This is a genomic window from uncultured Clostridium sp. (genome assembly GCF_900547735.1).
Lineage (GTDB): Bacteria > Bacillota > Clostridia > Lachnospirales > Lachnospiraceae > Otoolea.
This window is the reverse complement of record NZ_URHZ01000015.1, coordinates 53678-72856: the sequence shown is the minus strand read 5'-3', so window position 1 is coordinate 72856 and position 19179 is coordinate 53678. Positions and strand designations below refer to the sequence as shown.

Below are 19179 nucleotides of genomic sequence, written 5' to 3'. Positions count from 1 at the left end.
CCTGTAAGTTCCTTAGAGTTTAATAAAGTTATCGGATTTCGTATTGGTTGCCGCCGGAGCCGGATCCAGTTTCTTATCGGCAATATTTAAAATGTCTTCCGGACGGATCCACGGTCTGCCCTGGATGCCGCTGGTTTCCTCATGTGTCAGGTAGCCCTTGTATGCGGTAAGACTTCTTCTCAGGAAACCGTCTCTTGCGCAAGCCTCGGCTACTCCGTTGTTCATAATGCTCCTGAAGTGAGGAAGCACGGAAGCAGCGTATGCGATGGAAGTGGACTGTGAAATGGCTCCCGGGATGTTGCTTACGCAGTAATGTACAACTCCCTCCTCGATATAACGCGGGTCGGCATGGGTTGTCTCATGGAATGTCTCGATGGCTCCCACGTCATTGCTGATATCAACGATAACGGAACCTCTCTCCATAGAACGCACCATCTCGCGGTCGATCAGGAACTCTTTTGCCGTTTTCGGCCATTTAACGCAGTTGTAAACCACATCAACTTCAGGAAGAAGTTTCTTAATATTATAACGGTTGGAAATCTGAGTGTTTACTTCCTCGTTAAACTGTTTTCCAATATCACGGAGTGTTCCAATATTGATGTCCATTACGGTTACCCAGGCTCCCAGGGAATGAAGAACGGAAGCAACGGATTTACCAACAATGCCGCCGCCAAGTACCAGCGCCTTGATGCCGGGCGCTCCGCCCAGACCATTGACGAATTTGCCCTTGCCGCCGTTGATGGCCAGAAGTGATTCCAGTCCCATCAGAGCGCCCTGCTTGCCTGCCGCCTCACAGTTCGGTGAGCCGTAGCGGTGGGAATCCTCTGCGGTGAAAGCGATGCATTTGCTGTCCAGGATTGCCTGAACCTCTTCGCGGTGGGCTGCCGGGTGGATACAGGTAAACACGATCTGATTCTCGCGGAGCAGGCCGTATTCACAAGGCTCGAATTCTTTTACCTTGGCAACGAAATCACATTCCTTATAAATCTCTTCCTTTGTATCAACCAGCTTTGCCCCCTCGGCAGCATAAGCTTCATCACTGAAACCGGAACCTTCGCCTGCGCCCTTCTGCACATAAACCTCATGTCCATCCATTGCGATCATGCTTACCTCTGCAGGTGTGGCAATTACACGGTACTCCCCAACTTTGATATCCTTCAGTACTCCAAACTTCATGTTCCTTCCTCCATTTTATATAATTTTATTTTCCGGTGTAATGCAAAGCAGAATGGCATTATCACCGTTTTTTCTGCGGGTTACCGCAGTTCTTTTCTTTACACTTATATAATAAGCAACTTGCGTGCCAACTTTTCAAAGGTGGTGAAAAAGTGGTGTAAGCGTTGTAAAATGGGGGTTTTTGCCTTTGCCGGAAATTGAGATAAATACAGGTGCTCATTTTTGAGCAAATAAATCGCCCGTTTATGAGCAATCAGTGCCCGAAAACGAGCTATTTTTATGTTATATTTACTGGTATATCCAGATGTATGACATTGATAAATATACTAGGTTTCCACCTACTGATAAGTTACATCTACACCATTAAAAGAGGCCGCTCCGCCGGATTACAATGGCAGAACAGCCTCGTTCATAGCTTTTGTATGTACATTTCTCTTGCGATGTGACAAATCTGTACTTCTTTTTTAATATCCCAATGCCATACCGTCACTTCTCGGATCTGCGGCACCCTTGAGAGTTCCGTCTTCCATGTAACGAATGGCCATTACATTTCCAACAGACCAGCTATCCTGTTTGGTAATGTTTTCATGCCCCATTGCCTCAAGTGCATCAATTGTCTCCTGAGGCATCCTATCCTCATATGCAAATCCCGATGCTCCTCCGTAAACCGCCATGCTGGCCCCGTCTACAAAACGCGGAGAAATGATTGCATCTTCAATATCCATTCCGCCGTCAATTACCTTACTGATTACTTCGGCTACCGTCGGAATAATTGTCTGTCCACCCGGAGAGCCAACAACCATAAATGGTTTTCCGTCTTTTAATACAATACTCGGGCTCATGGAACTGAGTGGTTTCTTTCCGCCTGCGATAGAATTGGCTTTACCTGCTCCAATATCAAAATCTCCCATCTCATTATTCAGAATATATCCCGTACCTTCCGGCGAAATACCGGTACCAAAAGCTCCGTTAATCGTCTTAGTACAGGAGACCATGTTACCCGCTTTATCAGCTACCGCAAAGTGGTTCGTATCCTGGTGTTCTGTGTTATAGCTGTAGGGATCTCCATACGAAAAATCCTGTGCTTTGGTCATATCGATCTTTTCCGCGAGTGTTTTTGCATATTCTTTTGACAGAAGTCCTTCCATTGGAACATCTACATATTTGGGATCTCCCATGTACTTACCCCGGTCGGCAAATGCCATTTTTAATGATTCAGCAAATATGTGGACATATTCAGGAGAATTCACTTCCATGGAACCCATATCAAAGTTTTCCAAGATGTTCAGTGTCTGAAGTACATGTGTACCTCCTGAACTTGGCGGCGGGGAAGAAATAATCTCATATCCCCGATATGTTCCTCTAACCGGCTCAACTTCTTCTACCTGATAGTTTGCAAGATCTTCCAGTGTCATGACTCCGCCGTTCTCCTGAACTGCTTTTACGGTTGCCTCAGCAACTTCACCCTTATAGAAACCGTCACGTCCTTCAGAAGCAATTTTTCTAAGTGTGTTTGCTAATTTTGGATTTTTAATTCTTTCACCCAATGTATATGGGAGACCCTCGTTAAAATAGATTCCGGCTGTTTCTTCACATGCAGCCAGGTTCGTATATGCACTGTCGAGCCATTTAGCAGTATACGGTGTTACAACAAAACCATTCTCCGCGATTTCAATTGCCGGAGCCATTACCTCTTCCAAGGACATTGTACCGTATTTTTCAAGAACATAGACAAGCCCTGCGACCTCTCCCGGTACACCAACCGCTTTGCCGCCATTCATATTTTCTCCGTCAATTACATTGCCATCGGTATCGGTCTGCCACATTTCCGGTGTCGCCGCCATAGGGGCAACCTCGCGGAAATCAATAAATGTATCTGTATTTGTCTCGGCAAAATGGATGGTCATAAAACCGCCCCCTCCAAGTCCGCTCATCATTGGTTCGCATACCCCTACTGCAAACCCGGTAGCGACTGCCGCATCGATCGCATTTCCACCTTCCTCCAGAATTTTCCTTCCAGCTTCCGATGCCTCAAAGCGGTTCGATGCCACAACTCCGTTTGTGGCAGTTGCAGAGCGCCCCTCTTTTCTCGTGGTGCCGTCTTCTCCGTACAGCTCAAATCCCAGTTCGTCATTCCTCTCTTTTGCAATCTCCGCTGCGGAATTTTCCGTTTTTCCCTCCGCGGTGCCTTTAGGTGTAACTGTCTGAGTCTCCGCTGTCTTTGATGCGTCAGCCGTTGCTCCCGACTGGCTGCCGGAACATCCTGTCATTGCCGTCATAACTGCAGCCATGGACAGCGCCAGCCATTTCTTCGTCTTTCTCATCTACCTTCTCCTCCTCCGTTTTGTTACTCTCACTGGTTTCTTTTTCCCTCACTGGGTTGTAAACAAATCATATCGGTTATCTGTTGTATTGTCTACTTTTTCCCATTTTTCTCTCAGATATTTATGATGTTTTATGTATTTTATCAATTTCAAATTTCTATTATGCAGCTTTTATCTTTACTTATGTTTTATTTCTTTTATTTATCTGTCTATTGTATGTTTTATCATCTTGCTTTAGTTCGTTTTTTAAGTGCAGAATAGTAGCTGTTCCACAATCTCCACTCAATAATCAAAAAAGAGCGTCCTGTCGGATAAATTATCCGAAGAACGCTCTCAGTCTTAAATTCTATTTAATTGTCTGATCTCCACTTAAGATCCGGCCGCAATTAATTCAGATACTCACCCAGCTTATGTCCGCCTGTTGTCAGCTCCTCATAAGTCGGCAGTCCTGTCATAACAATCTCGCCCTTTTCACTTCCGTACACCTCGGTAAAGGCCTTCATATATTCCGTACAGCCCTGCAGATGTCTTCCGACACGCAGTTCCAGTGGAACGCCGTTCTCGTCGTAGGGGATGTAAAGGTAGCCGAGTTTGGAGGCCTTCATGTAGCAGTTATCCTTGCCTGTCAAAATCAGGTTCTCATCAATTTTACCGTGTAAACGGCCCTGTGCCGGGTTTCCTGTCTCCATTAACAGAGCAAAGGTATTGGTATGATCGCCCAGCTCACGGTGAGTTAAGCCGTGGAGTGAAACCGGTGACGGCTCGAGGGACATATTAATCCCCGCCATCTGCAGTTCCAGGATACCCATGGACGCCATATCCATCGCTCTCTCATGGGCTACGGTTGCATTGATTGTAGGATACTCAGGGGATGCTTCATGAAGGTCCATCTCCATATCAATATTAAGGGTATTAATCATGTTTGTAATTGCATAAGCAATCTGTTCCGTCAGCGTGCCGTCCTCTACGCCCGGATAGGCGCGGTTGATATTACGCATCTCACTTCCGGACAGCGTCTGGCCCGATGTATGGGTATATACGTCCGGATCCGGCCACTGGTCAATCGGGTTGGAGGCACGGGAGCCGTATACAAACTGGCGTCTTCCGCTCTCCGTCTCAATGTGGAAGAAGTGCGGTGAGCCCTCCTGCGGGTCATTGTGGGTAAATGCGCTGTTGTCGGTTCTCGGAATTACATATACGGTTCCGGATTCCACTTTTCCGCTCTCAACCACGGTTACCGCCGCCATATGGCCCGACGGCTCATTCGGGTGGGTTCCGCCCAGTATCAGGAACGAACCGCCCTCTTTTTCACCCTGCATCACGTAAACCGTCGTGTCGCCGAAGGTGCCTTTTAAATTTGCATTATAATCACTTAACTGGAAAGTGGATGTCACTCCCTCACCCGGGATAATCACTTCCTGGTAATGTCTGAAATCGTAAAAATCTTTTCCCGCAACCACTGCAACGGCAATACTTGCCACAGCGCAGACTGCCGTAACGAGATTTTTATGTGTTTTAAAAAATTCCATTTTCAGTCCTCCTTATTTAATCATCAGGACGCGCAGTAAAAGAGGTACCATTACCATACAAGCGTTCACCTTCATTGACGGAGCATCTTCTTTGTACATATCAATAGCTGTAAATACAAGGAATAAAAGCGCTATGGCTCTGTAAATCAATGTAATCATATCTGTATCCCCCTTTTAGAACAACGCTGCAAGCGATTTTGAGAAGTAGATGAATGCCATTCCGTAAACGAGCATCACTGCCATCGGAACCATACATCTCTTCAGAACCTTCACGTAGTTTTCCACGCCCGTAATCTTGGCTGCGAAAAGACCTGCCAGAGCGGTCGGCGGCATCATGTCGCCCAGAGCTGCGATGAAGGACAGAGCTGCAATTGTAAATACGGTATCCATATTCAGGAATGCCAGAGCAAACGGCACGCCGAGTACGGAGGAAGCGCCAAAGGATGAAACGGCGCCGAATAACGGGATGGATACGCCGGCTGCCAGCAGACGCAGATTCTCAGGAAGTCCAAGGCAGGTCATAACGATAAATCCGCGGACGCCCGTCAGTGTCATTACCTGAATAAACATACCAACACCCATCAGGATGCCCATAACGGGAAGGGAGCTGTGAAGCGCCTCCTGAATGGTTTCCACCGGGTTAACCTTGCGTCCCGTGAACAGGCCGACCGCTGCGCTGACTAAGAACATCAGAGGCATGCCGATATCCGGAATCACCTTGAAAATCTTTGTGAGCATCATCAGAATAACCAGTACGAACAGAGGGATATAAACACGGAATCCGTATTTCTCAGCCACTTCTTTGTTCAGATGGGGCTCCATTTTTTCGTAATCCATGTTCTTTGCCTGTTTCAGTCCCAGGAATAACGCTGAGAAGATAGCCACCGGAATGGTCAGAATCAGTAGGGGAATGCCGAATCCTACGAAGGGAACGTCAATTCCGCCGCCGATGATCATGGCCGGAAGGTTAACAGGAGGTGCAATCATGCCCAGCAGTCCGCCCATTGCGATGAGCGCTGCGGCTGTTACCGAATCAAGTCCCATAATCAGAAGAACCGGAGCCATGATACTTCCTGCGGACAGAACGGCCGCTGTGGAAGAACCGGTAATCATACCCGGGAACATGATAACCGCCATGATAAGGATCAGCAGAATCGCCGGATGTTTGTGGAACTTTTTGATAATAACGGCGCTCAGTGCATCCAGAGTGCCCGATTTTTCAACCACCTTCATAAATACCATGGCAGTTGCGATAACAAGAATTGTATCAATATAAGAGAAGGTACCTTCTACGAGATGCCGGATCGGAAGTCCCTCCCCGGCTACCAGACAGCCGCCGATAGCTGAAAGCATCATAGACACACCTACAGGAAGTTTTGCCAGGAAGCAGCCAACCATGAAGATGCCAATCATTGCAACGAAAATTATAAATTCGTGAGTCACTTTTTACTCCTTTCTGTCCCCTTGTAAAATTAAGGGGCCGCTTTACTGCGGCCCCGTTTGACAGACTTTACATTATTTACCGAAAATTGTCTTGAGAGGCTCTACTGCTCCAACCTGGTTGTCAATAAAAGCAGTTGGAATTCCATTTTCTGTAACGATTCCCTTCATCAGGCCGTCGCTGTCACCTTCAGATACAATGATAGCCGCATCTGATGCCGCCAGGGCGTCCGGAATGAATTTGTCCGATAAGGTACCGCGTCTTGCACTTCCGCCGATATGAAGGGCGATGATTGTCATGCCCTGCTCTTTGGCCTTTGCAATAACACCTTTCACACGGTCTAACTCCTGGTTCTCGTCAACACCTGCTGCGCCGAGTCCTTTGGAGCTTCCTCCGATAGCCAGCACCAGTGTCTTGTAGTTTCCTAAATCATCTGCCGTGACGGTTGAGTTTAAATCGGTCTCAATCTCACACTTTTTCATCAGAGTCTGGACTACGTTTACATCGGCACTCTGTCCTACGCTTGTAAGAACGATTGGGCTTTCTGCGATGGCTTCCGTAATCTCTTTTAAATCTCCGGACGCTGCCGCTTCACCATCTGCCGCAGGGGCATCCTGTGCTGCCGGAGCCTGTGTTGCCGCCGTGCTGCTTCCGCCGCCGCAGGCTGTAAGGGAACCTGCCGCCATGGAAAGGCATAATACTGCGATTGCTAATTTCTTCTTCATTTTCATATCTCCTTATTCTCTGTGTTTTTAACCTTTATAAATTTCCGTTTTCCAATTATTAATAACCAAGTGCTTTACCGTCACGTCTTGGGTCGGCGCCGCCTAACAGCGTTCCGTCCTCGCCATACATAACAGCATTTACAGAACCGAAAGTACGGTTGAATTCTTCATTCGGCTCTACCGTATTGCCCAGTTCCTCCAGTTTCTTAATGGAGTCTGCATTCAGACGCGTCTCATACTGAATTGCGCTTGTAGCATTGTTGTAGAGACGTGGAGCGTCGATTGCCTCCTGCATTGTCATATCAAAATCAACTACATTGCTGATAATCTGTGCTACTGTGGTGATAATCTTTGTTGCGCCTGGGGATCCCAGTACCATGAACGGTGAGCCGTCTTCTTTCAGGACAACGGTTGGGCTCATGGAGCTTAACGGCACCTTTCCGCCTGCAATTGCATTTGGTGATTCAGGATTTGCAGAGAAATCATCCATCTCGTTGTTTAATACAAAGCCGTATCCGTCCGGAATAATCTTTGCCCCGAAGAGGCCGTTTACGGTCTGTGTTACGGAAACCATGTTGCCTTCTGCGTCTGCCACTGAGAAGTGTGTGGTGTCCTCATGCTCATACTGCCATGGGCTGATCTGCTCATATTTGCTTGCAACGGCCGGATCAATCTGTGCAGCCAGTTCTTTTGCACGCTTTTTAGAGAGAATTCCGTTGACAGGAACATCTACGTAGTCAGGGTCACCCATGAATTCTTCACGGTCGTGGAAGCACATTTTGAATGCCTCGGTCATAACATGAAGCTTCTCAGGGGAATCAAATCCCATGGCTGCAATATCAAAGTTTTCCATGATATTCAGAGCTTCGATTACATGTGTGCCGCCTGAAGACGGAAGCGGGGAAGAAATAATCTTGTATCCGCGGTATGTACCGGTTACAGGTTCCATAACCTTAACCTCATAGTCGGCCAGATCCTGCATTGTGAACAGGCCGCCGTATTTATTAACCGTGTCAACCATCTTCTGTGCGATTGCGCCTGTGTAGAATGCCTCTGCGCCGCCTTCGGAGATTGCTTTCAGTGTCTTTGCCAGATTCGGGTTTTTAAATGTATCCCCTACCTGATAGTTTAATCCGTCCTCGTTCAGGTAAACATTGCCGAACTCAGGATAATTTACCATGGCGTCGTAGGAACCGAACATATCGTTGTAAAGTGTTGGTGTTACAATGTAACCTTCCTCGGCCAGTTTAATGGATGGTGCAATAACATCTGACCATGTCACGTTGCCGGAACCGTATTTCTCAAATGCATATTCCATTCCTTTTACATTTCCAGGAATGCCGACCGCTTTTCCGCCGATGGACTTCTGGTTGCCGATTACATTACCTTCGGCATCCACCTGCCACATATCCGGTGTTGCCGCTGCCGGTGCTTTTTCACGGAAGTTTACGAAAACATCTTCTCCGTCGGCGCTGTGGATTGTCATGAATCCGCCTCCGCCGATACCGGAAGAGTTAGGCTCCGTAACGCCCAGTGCGAAAGATACGGCTACTGCTGCGTCAACCGCGTTTCCGCCTGCTTTCAGAACTTCAAGTCCTGCTTTGGATGCCTCATATTTACCGGATGAAACAACGGCTGTCTTTCCTTCCGCCCCTCTGCCTTCCAGGGTCAGATTACCGTTTTCATCCCAAAGGTACCATCCCTCTCCGTCAGTCACGCGGTTTCCGGCAGAAACTGCTTCACCTTCTCCGGTTCCTGTCGTCTCGGCCGCCGATTCCGCCGGTTTTGTCTCTGCTGCGCTTTCGGCCTGGGTCGAAGCTGTCTGACCGCCGGAGCATCCTGTCATGACCGCCATCAGGGCTGCCATTGAGAGGGCAATAAGTTTTTTAGACTTTCTCATAAATTTCCTCCTTTTCCTGTTCCCATTAAAAAGTTGATAAGGTTATGATAACCATGCGAAACTGTTTTGTCTATTTTTTCCCATTTTTCTCGCAAACGGGAGAGAAATTTGTTCAAGTTTTACTTTTAGTTGATTGGGAGGACGCGGTGGGGGGTGGGAGTGATGGTGAGAGGGGAGGTTGTGAGTCTTCAGTCCCCGGGATGGGAGTCGTTGAGGGGGAATCCGGGCGGAAAAGATTCCTACGGGGACTCGCTCCCGCTTGTGGAATGCGCAGCGTCTGCTAGAGCATGTTTGAAAATTGCTTTCCGTCAGATGGACGTCACACTTTGTGGGAGATTTTGCCGCGATGAAGGAGGCGTAGTGGGCTACGCTGACTGAATCGGGACAAAATATGCCGCGAAGTGGGGCGTGCAGATGGCGGGAATGAATTTTCAGACATGCTCTAGCTTCGATAATACCTCAGCAAGCAGCGGCGGATTCCAAGGTCCCCTGCGGAATGTTTTCCCCCTCCTTCCCCCGGGTACATTTTGAGGGGACTGAAGACGCCGGAGGTTGTCGGTCACCATCAGGCTCCTGCCTGCCACCGCTGATTGTCTCTCCCTCTCAAGTGGAGTGGGCGTATTGTCGCGGCCGGAGGGGGCTTCCGGGTTGGGATAAGTGTCATGGGGGAGCTCGTGGGGGCGTACCTCCCTTTCTTTTTTTCTCATATTTCTCTCTGCCGGTTTGGGCGGTTCTTTTTGATTTTTGGGGATTTTGCTGATATGATGGAAGGAATAGGGGATGTAATGTTACGGTTCACTCGGGATGTATTCCGCGAGGTGTTTTCACCTGTTTTTCGTGAAAATCCCCGATGTAATATGGCAGGGGGTGTGATGATGGGGGTTTTTGTTGGATTTTTTACGGTTATGATTTTGTATTTTGTGATTGAAAACAGGATTAACCGCGCTTGTCTGGCTTCTTTTAAGGCTGTGATTCATGTGAATGGGATTCGGGGGAAAACTTCTACCTGCCGGTATATTGACGCTGCATTGAGGAGCCGGTATAAGGTTTTTACGAAGACGACCGGCACCGATGCGATGATGATTCATGCGGATGGACGGGAGACTCCCGTCAGGCGGCTGGGGCCTGCCAATATTCATGAACAGCTCCGTATTATCCGCCTGGCCCGCAGGGAAGGGGCGGAGGTTCTTGTCCTGGAATGTATGGCCGTTAATCCGGAGCTTCAGAAGATTGCACAGGAACAGATCGTGAGAAGTAATATTACGGTGATTACCAATGTCCGTTATGACCATATTTTTGAAATGGGGGACTCTCTGGAAGAAATAGCTGCTTCCCTGTCCTCGACGATTCCTGAACATGGGACGCTTTATACGGCTGATCGGAATGCCGCCGCCATGTTTGAGAAGAAGTGCAGAGAGCGTGACTGCCGGCTTGTCTTTTGTCCTTCCGGTTGCGTGGCGGAGGAGAATATCTCGATTGCCAGGGAGGTTTCCGCCTCTCTCGGGGTTACGGAAGAGGAATTTGCAAAGAGCCTATCCAATGTGAAAGAAGACTTCGGGACGAAGCGGATTTACCCGATAACCAACAGGAGCGGGGAAGTTTTCCACTTTCTCAACCTTTTTTCCGCCAATGATCCACAATCCACCAGAAATAATGTGGAGGACGCGGGAAACGGGTATTCCGGTATCTATTTTCTCTATAACCACAGAGAAGACAGACCCGACCGCGCCCTCCTGTTTGCCCGGTATTTTTTTCCGCACTATAAAAATTCGCCGGTATTCCTGACCGGAAAAGGAGCATTTCTTCCAAAGCGCCTTTTCTCCAAAGCCGGGCTGACCGATCTCAGGGTGACTCCCAATTACAAAGACTGCCTTAATTTACCGGCCGGGTCCCTGCTCATCGGAATCGGCAATATTAAAGGGCCCGGGTACGAGATGATAAAATCACTGGAAGAACAATCTTTAGAAGAGCGAGGTAGCCGCAATGAATGATATCCTTCTTTTGGGAATCTTTTTAAGTCTGCTGTTCACGGAACTGACCGACCTGTCTCCCGGCGGAATCATTGTTCCCGCCTATTTTGCCATGTATGCCTATGACTGGAAACGGCTGCTCGGAACGGTAATCCTCTCCCTTCTGTGCATGGTCATCGTCCACTTCATGTCCAAATATATGATTCTGTACGGCCGGAGGCGCTATGCCGTCTATGTTATGACCGGAGTTCTGCTCAAATTTCTGTTTGGTTTCCTGGGCGCCGGAGCCGCCTTTTCAATCGGCAGCCTCATTCCCGGAATCCTGGGCCGTGACATGGAGAAGCAGGGTGTTCCGAAGACGCTGACGGGCCTTGGCATCGTGACGCTGCTGACGCGCCTGATCTACATAATCGTGAGATAGCCCTTTACGGGCGTCCCAAACATGTGAGGTAGTTTAATGAAACTGAAACAATACTGGCGTTTCCTGATCGTTTTCTTCTTTCTTCTCTGCTCCCTTCTGCTCCTGGAACAGACGAAAACACTGACCAAAAAAGAAAATGCGGCTGTGATGCTGGACGCTTCAACCCGGATGGAACGTGCTCTGTCCGCCCTGAAAGAAGAAAAGCAGAACCGCGGATATAAAATTTCTCCCATCGACGACCCGAACGCCACCGGTATGATCGGGGAATCCTACACGGAAATCACGACCACCCTCGGCAGCCTGGAATCCAAGCGCTCGACGACAAATCCCAATACCGCCGCCATGGTGGTGGATATGCTGACGCAGTGCGGCGTAAAACAGGGCGATACCGTTGCGGTAAACCTGTCCTCGTCCTTTCCCTGCTTAAACATCGCCGTTCTCTGTGCGCTGGACGCCATGGACCTCAAAGGCTCCGTCATGAATTCGGTGGGCGCGTCCACCTACGGGGCGAACCTGCCCGATTTTACTTATCTGGACATGGAACATTTTCTGCTGGAGCATCAGTACCTGTCAAATCACTCCTCCTGTTTTTCCCTGGGAGGGCAGGACGACATCGGCAGGGAGATGCCGCAGGATGTAAAGGATTCCATTACGGCCCGGCTGTCCGGCTATGGTTACCGGTTCCTGTATTACGAAGATCTGGAGGAAAATATAAACGCCCGGCTGTCCATCTATGAGGACGGGGGTGAACCTGCCTGCTTTATCAACGCCGGGGGCAATCTCATGTCCTTCGGAGGCGGAACCGAGATGGTTTCTGCGGCAAACGGCATCATAAGGCCCGGCAGGGCTGAGGTAAAGGGCCACGGCCTGATTCCTCTCTTCCTGAATAAAGAAATTCCGGTCATCCATCTCCTGAACATGAAGGGCCTGCTGCCATCCTATGGTCTTCCCTTTGATCCCTCGCCGGTTCCGGCCGCAGGGGAAGGCGGCGTTTATGAAACATGGCAGTATAACCTGCCCCTGGCCGCCGCTCTCGTGGCCGTCGGCCTGTTTCTGCTTGTCTGGGCGGCCAAACATTACCCCCACAGAAAAATCCCCCTGTAGCTTCCGCTACGGAGGGATTTCCCGTTAAATCCATCGGTACAGCGTCCTCGGACGGCCCATGTCGCCATAGGAATACTGCTGTTCCACCCTGCCTTCTTTTACAAGATACTGCAAATAGCGGTACAGGGTCTTCTTCTTAATCTGCGTAATATCCTCCAGCATATCGATATCCAGGAACTCCGTGATCCCCTTCATCTGATCCTCAATTTTCTGAAGCGTCACCTTGCTGATCCCCTTGTCGTAACTCTCATAATACTGGCTTTTCTCGTGATACTGGAGATGAACCTTGATTCTGGAAATCAGATCCACCGCCTTAATCGGCTTCAGGGAATAGTCATTTGCCCCGGCATTCATAAACCTGGACACGATATGCTCTTCCTCCTCGATTGTCAGAACGATAATCGGAACCTTGGGCAGTTTTTTCCGGATTTCCTTCACTGCGGATATCCCATCTACCCCCGGCATGTGGTAATCTACCAGGATCAGGTCTATTTTTTCTTTCTTTATGTATTTCTCCGCCTCCTCATATCCGGCGGCCAGCAGAGGCCTCCATCCCTGAAAATTAAAAATCTGCTCCAGAGTATAGAGGATGTCCCTGTTATCGTCAATTGCCAGAATTGTTTTCATACTCTCCATTTGGCTGCTCCCCCTTCCGTAAACAAATTACCACTTTCGTGTAGCGTCCCTTTTCACTTTCAACCCGCACTTCGCCCTTATGGTTCTCTATCACCTGTCTGACAAAGGGAAGTCCCAGTCCGGTGGACTGTTTTTCCGAATATCCGAGTTCCCAGATATGATCCATCTTCCACGGCTCAATGCCTGTCCCGTTATCGGCCACTGTGATGCAGACAAACTCCTCCTGTTCCTCCACGGTGAGGCGGATCTTTCCCGTTTCCTTGTTCACCGCATTGTAAGCATTGGTAATCAGATTGATTACCGCTCTGGACAGGCGGATTTTATTCCCCGTTATCACGGTTTCCGGACAGCCTATCTCATACTCCAGCATTTCCCTCGGCACCTGAATGGATACCTGGGCTAAAACCATCTTCATCAGTTCCTCTACCTTCATTGGTGAGTGCCTGTTTTCGTACAGGATTTCCGAAATCATCATGCTCATCGAAGTCAGGGAGGCGGAAATCTTCTCGAAATACTCCTGTATCAGTCCGTCCTTCTCCATCATCTCCGCCAGGCTGACCAGCCCCTGGACAATCGTGAGAGGTGTTTTTAAATCGTGGACAAGGCTCTGAACCTCGCTTGAATTTCTCATCTTCAGTGCCTCTATCTGGGTATGGTACAGCTCTTTTTCCACCTGTCTCGTCTTCTCATTGGAAATCTTCAGTTTGTGTTCCTTGTAGAGAAGCTGCACCTGGATCAGCGACGTATACAGAAAAGAGAGAAACATGCTCATTGCGAATACGGTGAGCAGATTCTTCTCCTCCATAATTCCGGCTGCGATCTTCACATCCATGGAAATTTCGCCGCGGCCGAACCCATAATCGGATAAATGCGGTATTACATCCAGCCACTGGATGCTCATCAGCAGGGAGGCTACAATCAGCAGCTTATTGAGCATACTGACGGAAAACAGATTCATATAGGACAGCAAAAGAACAAAACCGATCAGAATAAGAGCCGGTATGCCAAGGTCATACCGGATTCCGTATATTCTGTAGATTACGTCGTAAATCAGCACGATCAGAGACAGTGTAAAGACCACATTGAATGCAAATCGCTTTTTCCCGTACAGATACACATGCACCGATTCATTGATCAGGAATGCCCCCAGATAGTGGGGAACCGCGCGGATTACATTCATCATAACAAGTTTTAACGCCGCAATTATCAGGTAGCTGGCCCTGTCATTCATCATTCCAAAGCGGAGCGATTGGTATATGCCAAGCTGCTCCTCCATGATGAGAGCAGGTCCCACCACACCCAGAAGAGCCAGGACGCAGCCCTGGATAAATAACTTCGAATTATACTGAATTCCTACTTTTTTTTCCATACCCATTCCCGCCTTTATTCACGCACACCGGTCCGACGCCTCTCCCCCGACAGAAGCATCTCTTGATGATAGTATATAATATTGCCGGTCTTTTTTCAATTCCTATACAAAAAGCCCTGCCGTAAACTACTGTGCGGCAGGGCTCATGTTCTTCTGAAAATATCGTTTTTATTCTTTTATATCCACGCAGTCCGGGCAGTTCCGGACACTCTCTGCTTTCGTTCCGAAGGGCATGTTCCCGTTACGGTCCGTATGTGGACCATAACTTATTCCCACTTCATCACGTCCCAGACATCCTGTGTTTCCAGTCCCAGTTTCCATCCTGAAACACCGGCCAGATCATACTTCTTCACCAGATCCATCTTAAGTCCCAGTGATTTGGCATCCTCCATCCAGAGGTAATTCATTCCATCCTCTGTCTTTACTTCGCCGTAATGCTGTCCCACCGTATCGTCCCAGGTGAGCTTCATTTCGTTGTCCTCGGCCCACTTCTTTGCAGAACCCATTCCCATCGCCTTTGATGAAAGTTTCCCGTCCTTCTCCGTCCAGAGACGTGTATAGAACGGAACTCCGTTGATTACCTTCTCCTTCGGCACCAGATCCAGAGTATTTTTGATTCCAGACTCAACATAGCCGAGGGAAGCGACGGAACCGGCGTCTCCGCCCGCATAATGCTCGTCGTAGCCCATAATAATCACATAGTCGGCCATGACTCCCTGCTCTCTGCGGTTGTAAAAACGGTTATACGGAGCCGGTACGTAATTGTCCACGGACAAAACCAGCCCTTTCTTCCTGCAGGATACGGACAGCTCCCTGATAAACTGAATATAGTGGACTCCGGCCGCCTCTTTCAGACTTTCAAAATCCAGGTTGATTCCGTCAAAACCATAGGTGTCGGCTTCGTCCATCAGACTGCTGATCAGCTTCTTCCTGACGGAAGTTTTAGACAGCAGCTCCTCGGACTGTACATTTTTGCTTATTTCACGGCTGAAATTGTCCACTACAGCCCAGACCTGAAGTCCCATCGCATGAGCCTTTTCCACATAGCTTTTGCTGGCCAGGGATTCATAATTCCCTTCATTGTCGCTCAGTGTAAACCAGGTCGGGGCGATTACGTTCACGCCCTTAGTGGAAGCAATCAGTTCTTCCATTGCATTATTGGCGGCATCGATTGTCACCTGATGCCAGACCATGCTGATTTTCTCGTCCAGTGATATATTCGTGTATTCCGGCGCCACAAATGTGCTGACCGGAGTCTCTTCATGAAGATTCTCGAGTTTTCTGTTCTCCATATATCCGATATGGCCGTCCTGCGTCATGACTTTAGCCCACTTATCCATGGTTTCCAGAACCACAACACTCTCGTCCTTTACAACCTCCGTGATGATTGGGCTCTTTACCCCGCCCTTAATCCGGAGCTTTCCATTCCGTCTGACGGTGGCAATCGGAACAGGCGACCAGGTATTCTCAACATAAATGCGTTTCTGATCTCCGCTGTCATAGACATTCACCCGGATGTCCGTATAGTTCAGGATAAGTCCCAGCGCCAGGTAGACATTGCCGTTCTTCTCCAACAGGATCTTCTTTCCTCCCGTACCGTCTGTCTCCGCGTTCGCTGTGACCACCTCTTCCGGAAGGGCATAGACCAGCAGCTTCTCCCTGGCATCCCAGTAAAAGCGCTCGTTCAAATTGGCATTTACCCAGTCTATGGGCAGATAAGTCTGTCCGTCCTCGTAAATCCCCCTGATGTCCTGCTTCCCGTAGTTCAGGAAAACAGAAACTTCATCTTCCTTCCCATTATACAACCGGCTTAAATCGGCCCTCTCATTGGTAGGCATATATCGTTTATAGCCATAAACTCCGGCTGCACATACCACCAGGAACAAAAGCACCAGAAACAGGGCTTTAAGCGGCGATCTTCTTCTCTTCATCTCTTCCTCCGGTATCCCATCATGTCTTTATATTACTATCATTAATACAGTTAGTATATCACACCTTTTCCGGGGATTGTTGAATTTTTTCTTACGTTTCTTTATGATCGGGCAATTCAGTTTCTTCCGTCTTCCTCCTGTTTTATTTATAATAAACCCTGTCAAAGCGAATTTCCATCAGCCGTCCGGTATCGGCTCCAATATAGTCTCCCATATAAAAAGAGCCGTCTTCTTTCAGTTCAAATATTTTATCGTACTCTTCGGGCGGACACTCTTTGCCGTCTATCAGGATCGGGATTCCCCTCTCCCTGTACTTCTTTAAACCTTCCACAAATATACGCTGCTGTTCTTTTTCCCGCCTTTCTTTCTCAAGCTGCCTTTTTTCTCTTTCGTTCATCGCTACCCCTCGAATCTCCGGGGACGGGATCCTGGGCGGTATAAGGCGCGCTTTGCAGGCCTTACACTTCATCCTGTCAGAGACCTCAGGAAAGTATATTGTGATATATCAGTTCCCATCCCACTGGTATTTCAGGAATCTCCCAAAGAAAGCCATGACTTCTCCGGTAATGGTAAACGCATCCGGCTGCCAGGGAATACGGTTGACGCGGACTTTCAGACACCGCATGATCATATCTGCAGTCTCTTCATTTCCAAAAGCCGAAAAATATTCCCAGCCACAGTCACGTCTTGTCCGGGAAATCTGCTCCGTAAATGCCTCCAGCTTCCATTCGCTGAAAGCCCCGAGCAGAAACTTTCGGTCACATCTCGAAAAATCTTCTTCGATTCCGTCACCATATACTCCAAAATCCAGAATCACCGTGTTGAACCCCTGCCGTTGACATTCCAGCAGTTCTTTTCTGCCGGCTTTATTATAATAAGAGACTCCATAGGTAATAAACGTCTGATTCTGTCTGTTTGTGACAGTTCTTGTCGAATAAATTTTCTGTATTTTCCCCAGATCTCCGCTGTCGTTCCACTCTAAAACCGCCGCTTTCCCGGCTGAGATTCCTGTCAGATAATTAGCGAGAAGAATGGAAAAATGGGTCACCCCAACGCAGCGGCCGCTTCCGGCAACCCCAATGAGCTCCGTCCTGCGGCGCTCTGTCTCTATCTGTCTTTTATTCCGTCCGCCTCTGCGGGGATGTGGAAAAATCCTGTTATTCTTTTCCGTACCGCACTTTTCCTCTCTCTCTTTCCTGTGCGTTCTTCCGCCAGTTTTCTTATTCTTTGCCCGCCTTTTGTGCCGCCGGCCACCGCTTCAAAGAAACGGCCGAAGTTTGTATCCTCGGGTGCCGTAAAGCTGGGCATTCTGTAAAATGTGAGTCTTGCGATATCTTCCGGCAGTACGATGTCCGTTCCGGAAGAAATATGATTAAAAATGACACGCAGATTTGAGTTCTGCGCCAGATAACGGATCGCCGTTATGGACTTCCCAAGTTCCCACCACTTTCCGCCGCATACGAGAATGAGAAGATCACACTCCTCCTCGGAAACCGACTGGAGTTCAGTTCCAAAGTCCCCGACTACGGCGTCGTATTCCGGCTGTTCCAGCCTGACGCGGCTTCCATACCTCGGTTTCAGCTCCCAGTTTCCCATATGAAAAATTCCATACTGGTCCGGGCTTTGCTCCAGATACCCCGCCATCGACGACACGGCCCCGGAGTCATTATTCTCCTGGTACAGATTTGAGATTCCTTTCTTTGTCAGATACGACGATACGCTTAAAGATACATGGGTTGCTCCCATGCCGTGACTGCTGCATGCTACAGCAATTTTGAGAAGTGATATTTGCTTTTCTTTGAAAACACCCTGTTTTAATTCCATAAGATCCGTGAGCACCTGGCCGACATCCCCGTAACGCTCTTCTCTGTCCCGGTTCATACACCGCCCTGTTATGGCCTCCAGCCTCTCTTCCCATCCTGTTACCGCCGCTTTGCCTCCCGCTTTCCCGCCTTTATCCTCAGACGGTATGTCCCTGGATACAGCGCCTGCGTAAACGTCCGGCAGTCTCCCCTTCCACATATAGAAAAGGAGGGCGCCAATGGCATAGATATCGGTCCTCACATCCACCGGCCCGTCCATATATTGTTCCGGAGCGGCAAAACCGGGCGTCCCGTAACGTCTTTCGGGCATCGTGGCCTGGGCAGCTGAAACGGCCTGATCAAAATCGATCAGCTTCAGTGTTCCTTTGCAGATTAAAATATTATGGGGCTGTAGATCTAAATACAAAATTGGATTGGGTTTAAACGAATGCAGATACTCCATGATTTGACAAAGCTCCATTCCGTATGAAACGATCTTTGTCCCTGTCAGACTGCCCTGTCGGTTCACAAGGGCATATAAGGACTCACCTTCAAGATATTCTTCGATGAGATAGTAATAATTTGAATCCTCTTCTAAGTCATATATAATCGGGATTCCCGGATGCTTCAGCTCCTTCAGTACGGCTGTCTCCCTGAAAAAACCTCCGTCTCCCTTCGGCACTCTCTTGATGGCCCGGAATTCTCCAAGTCCAAGATGCTCCGCCAGAAAAACGGTACCGCTTCTTCCTCCGCCAATCACCCGACATATCTGATATTTTCCAAATAAAATGGTGCTTTCTGCTCCTACACCTCCCTTCGGAAATATCACTTCTCAGAGCTTCATTCTAATA

General features: G+C 48.7%; 16 protein-coding genes and 2 pseudogenes. 4 read left to right on the top strand and 14 right to left on the bottom strand.

Annotation, left to right across the window (positions count from 1 at the left end; all coding sequences use genetic code 11):
• Positions 1-12: 12 nt before the first annotated feature.
• From QZT18_RS07055 to QZT18_RS23500, 8 genes and pseudogenes are all read right to left on the bottom strand, one after another.
• Entirely contained in the window at positions 13-1176 is a 1164-nt protein-coding gene (locus QZT18_RS07055) for an alanine dehydrogenase (protein WP_294145993.1), read from the bottom strand.
• 464 nt (positions 1177-1640) lie between these two features.
• The gene (gene ggt, locus QZT18_RS07050; protein ID WP_294145991.1) at positions 1641-3500 is read right to left on the bottom strand and encodes a gamma-glutamyltransferase; all 1860 of its coding nucleotides are present in this window, start codon (positions 3498-3500) and stop codon (positions 1641-1643) included.
• A gap of 386 nt (positions 3501-3886) precedes the next feature.
• Positions 3887-5029 (bottom strand): succinylglutamate desuccinylase, encoded by a 1143-nt coding sequence (locus QZT18_RS07045; RefSeq protein WP_294145988.1) that lies wholly within the window; start codon positions 5027-5029, stop codon positions 3887-3889.
• A gap of 12 nt (positions 5030-5041) precedes the next feature.
• On the bottom strand, positions 5042-5188 hold the full coding sequence (locus QZT18_RS07040; RefSeq protein ID WP_009297281.1) for a hypothetical protein: 147 nt from the start codon (positions 5186-5188) through the stop codon (positions 5042-5044).
• A 15-nt stretch (positions 5189-5203) separates the two neighbouring features.
• Positions 5204-6472 (bottom strand): TRAP transporter large permease subunit, encoded by a 1269-nt coding sequence (locus QZT18_RS07035; protein ID WP_294145978.1) that lies wholly within the window; start codon positions 6470-6472, stop codon positions 5204-5206.
• Positions 6473-6544: 72 nt separating this feature from the next.
• Positions 6545-7195 carry a DUF6305 family protein gene (locus QZT18_RS07030; RefSeq protein WP_294145976.1) on the bottom strand — a complete coding sequence of 217 codons (651 nt, stop codon included), beginning with the start codon at positions 7193-7195 and terminating at the stop codon, positions 6545-6547.
• Between the two features lie 58 nt (positions 7196-7253).
• Positions 7254-9095, bottom strand: coding sequence for a gamma-glutamyltransferase (gene ggt, locus QZT18_RS07025; RefSeq protein WP_294145974.1), 1842 nt, complete (start codon positions 9093-9095; stop codon positions 7254-7256).
• A gap of 42 nt (positions 9096-9137) precedes the next feature.
• A pseudogene (locus tag QZT18_RS23500) lies at positions 9138-9470 on the bottom strand (DUF6783 domain-containing protein); the annotation flags it as partial.
• Between QZT18_RS23500 and QZT18_RS23495 the strand changes: the two are divergent.
• From QZT18_RS23495 to pgsW, 4 genes and pseudogenes are all read left to right on the top strand, one after another.
• A pseudogene (locus QZT18_RS23495) lies at positions 9408-9626 on the top strand (DUF6783 domain-containing protein). The pseudogenes QZT18_RS23500 and QZT18_RS23495 sit on opposite strands and share 63 nt — an antisense overlap.
• Before the next feature lie 341 nt (positions 9627-9967).
• Positions 9968-11086, top strand: a complete 1119-nt coding sequence (gene pgsB, locus QZT18_RS07020; protein ID WP_294145973.1) for a poly-gamma-glutamate synthase PgsB — start codon at positions 9968-9970, stop codon at positions 11084-11086.
• Complete coding sequence (gene pgsC / locus QZT18_RS07015) at positions 11079-11486, top strand: poly-gamma-glutamate biosynthesis protein PgsC (protein WP_227033509.1); 408 nt, start codon at positions 11079-11081, stop codon at positions 11484-11486. The genes pgsB and pgsC overlap by 8 nt, the downstream gene beginning before the upstream one ends.
• 36 nt (positions 11487-11522) lie before the next feature.
• The gene (gene pgsW, locus QZT18_RS07010; RefSeq protein ID WP_294145967.1) at positions 11523-12590 is read left to right on the top strand and encodes a poly-gamma-glutamate system protein; all 1068 of its coding nucleotides are present in this window, start codon (positions 11523-11525) and stop codon (positions 12588-12590) included.
• A 24-nt stretch (positions 12591-12614) separates the two neighbouring features.
• Here the strand turns inward: pgsW and QZT18_RS07005 are convergent, their stop codons facing one another.
• The 6 genes from QZT18_RS07005 to QZT18_RS06980 form a co-directional block, all read right to left on the bottom strand.
• Positions 12615-13226 carry a response regulator gene (locus QZT18_RS07005; protein WP_125141185.1) on the bottom strand — a complete coding sequence of 204 codons (612 nt, stop codon included), beginning with the start codon at positions 13224-13226 and terminating at the stop codon, positions 12615-12617.
• Complete coding sequence (locus QZT18_RS07000; RefSeq protein WP_294145963.1) at positions 13195-14595, bottom strand: HAMP domain-containing sensor histidine kinase; 1401 nt, start codon at positions 14593-14595, stop codon at positions 13195-13197. The genes QZT18_RS07005 and QZT18_RS07000 overlap by 32 nt, the downstream gene beginning before the upstream one ends.
• Before the next feature lie 266 nt (positions 14596-14861).
• A complete protein-coding gene (locus tag QZT18_RS06995) occupies positions 14862-16526 on the bottom strand; it encodes a glycosyl hydrolase family 18 protein (protein WP_294145961.1) in 1665 nt (554 codons plus the stop codon).
• A gap of 142 nt (positions 16527-16668) precedes the next feature.
• A complete protein-coding gene (locus QZT18_RS06990; RefSeq protein WP_125141188.1) occupies positions 16669-16923 on the bottom strand; it encodes a hypothetical protein in 255 nt (84 codons plus the stop codon).
• Positions 16924-17031: 108 nt separating this feature from the next.
• Positions 17032-17574 (bottom strand): hypothetical protein, encoded by a 543-nt coding sequence (locus QZT18_RS06985; protein WP_294145957.1) that lies wholly within the window; start codon positions 17572-17574, stop codon positions 17032-17034.
• A gap of 59 nt (positions 17575-17633) precedes the next feature.
• Positions 17634-19157 (bottom strand): serine/threonine-protein kinase, encoded by a 1524-nt coding sequence (locus tag QZT18_RS06980; RefSeq protein WP_294145955.1) that lies wholly within the window; start codon positions 19155-19157, stop codon positions 17634-17636.
• Positions 19158-19179 lie beyond the last annotated feature (22 nt).

Excerpts from the sequence above, each read along its gene's own strand:
- QZT18_RS07055 (WP_294145993.1), bottom strand. The coding sequence starts at position 1,176 with ATGAAGTTTGGAGTACTGAAGGATATCAAAGTTGGGGAGTACCGTGTA.
- ggt (WP_294145991.1), bottom strand. The coding sequence starts at position 3,500 with ATGAGAAAGACGAAGAAATGGCTGGCGCTGTCCATGGCTGCAGTTATG.
- QZT18_RS07045 (WP_294145988.1), bottom strand. The coding sequence starts at position 5,029 with ATGGAATTTTTTAAAACACATAAAAATCTCGTTACGGCAGTCTGCGCT.
- QZT18_RS07040 (WP_009297281.1), bottom strand. The coding sequence starts at position 5,188 with ATGATTACATTGATTTACAGAGCCATAGCGCTTTTATTCCTTGTATTT.
- QZT18_RS07030 (WP_294145976.1), bottom strand. The coding sequence starts at position 7,195 with ATGAAGAAGAAATTAGCAATCGCAGTATTATGCCTTTCCATGGCGGCA.
- ggt (WP_294145974.1), bottom strand. The coding sequence starts at position 9,095 with ATGAGAAAGTCTAAAAAACTTATTGCCCTCTCAATGGCAGCCCTGATG.
- pgsB (WP_294145973.1), top strand. The coding sequence starts at position 9,968 with ATGATGGGGGTTTTTGTTGGATTTTTTACGGTTATGATTTTGTATTTT.
- pgsC (WP_227033509.1), top strand. The coding sequence starts at position 11,079 with ATGAATGATATCCTTCTTTTGGGAATCTTTTTAAGTCTGCTGTTCACG.
- pgsW (WP_294145967.1), top strand. The coding sequence starts at position 11,523 with ATGAAACTGAAACAATACTGGCGTTTCCTGATCGTTTTCTTCTTTCTT.
- QZT18_RS07005 (WP_125141185.1), bottom strand. The coding sequence starts at position 13,226 with ATGGAGAGTATGAAAACAATTCTGGCAATTGACGATAACAGGGACATC.
- QZT18_RS07000 (WP_294145963.1), bottom strand. The coding sequence starts at position 14,595 with ATGGAAAAAAAAGTAGGAATTCAGTATAATTCGAAGTTATTTATCCAG.
- QZT18_RS06995 (WP_294145961.1), bottom strand. The coding sequence starts at position 16,526 with ATGAAGAGAAGAAGATCGCCGCTTAAAGCCCTGTTTCTGGTGCTTTTG.
- QZT18_RS06990 (WP_125141188.1), bottom strand. The coding sequence starts at position 16,923 with ATGAACGAAAGAGAAAAAAGGCAGCTTGAGAAAGAAAGGCGGGAAAAA.